At 60.1% G+C, this 303-nt stretch carries 1 protein-coding gene; it reads left to right on the forward strand.

The window, feature by feature from the left end; translation table 11 throughout:
- Positions 1-303, forward strand: a 303-nt coding sequence (locus HMPREF2554_RS08070; protein WP_210396033.1) for a VIT1/CCC1 transporter family protein, incomplete at both ends; no start/stop codon positions are given.

The following is a 303-nucleotide window of genomic DNA, read 5'->3' on the forward strand; positions in this document are numbered from 1 at the left end:
CGCTTTCTATGGCGGCGGGCGAGTTCGTTTCGGTGCGTTCTCAGCGTGAACTTTTGGATGCCTCCCAGCCGACCCAGGTGACTCTGCGTGTGGCAAGTGACCTTGATATTGATGCGAACGAGCTTGAGCTCATCTACCGGGCGCGCGGCATGGATGAGGAGGCGGCGCATCACCGCGCGCTGGAACGTTTCGGGTACCTCGACTGTGATTGCGACCCGTCACTGTCGCATCGTGCAGATGAAGAGGGCGAGGAAGAGAACGTAGCACTCGGTACGGATATTGGCGCGGCGGCGGCATCGTTTA

This window comes from Rothia sp. HMSC071F11 (assembly GCF_001809115.1).
In the GTDB taxonomy this organism is placed as follows: Bacteria; Actinomycetota; Actinomycetes; order Actinomycetales; family Micrococcaceae; genus Rothia; species Rothia dentocariosa.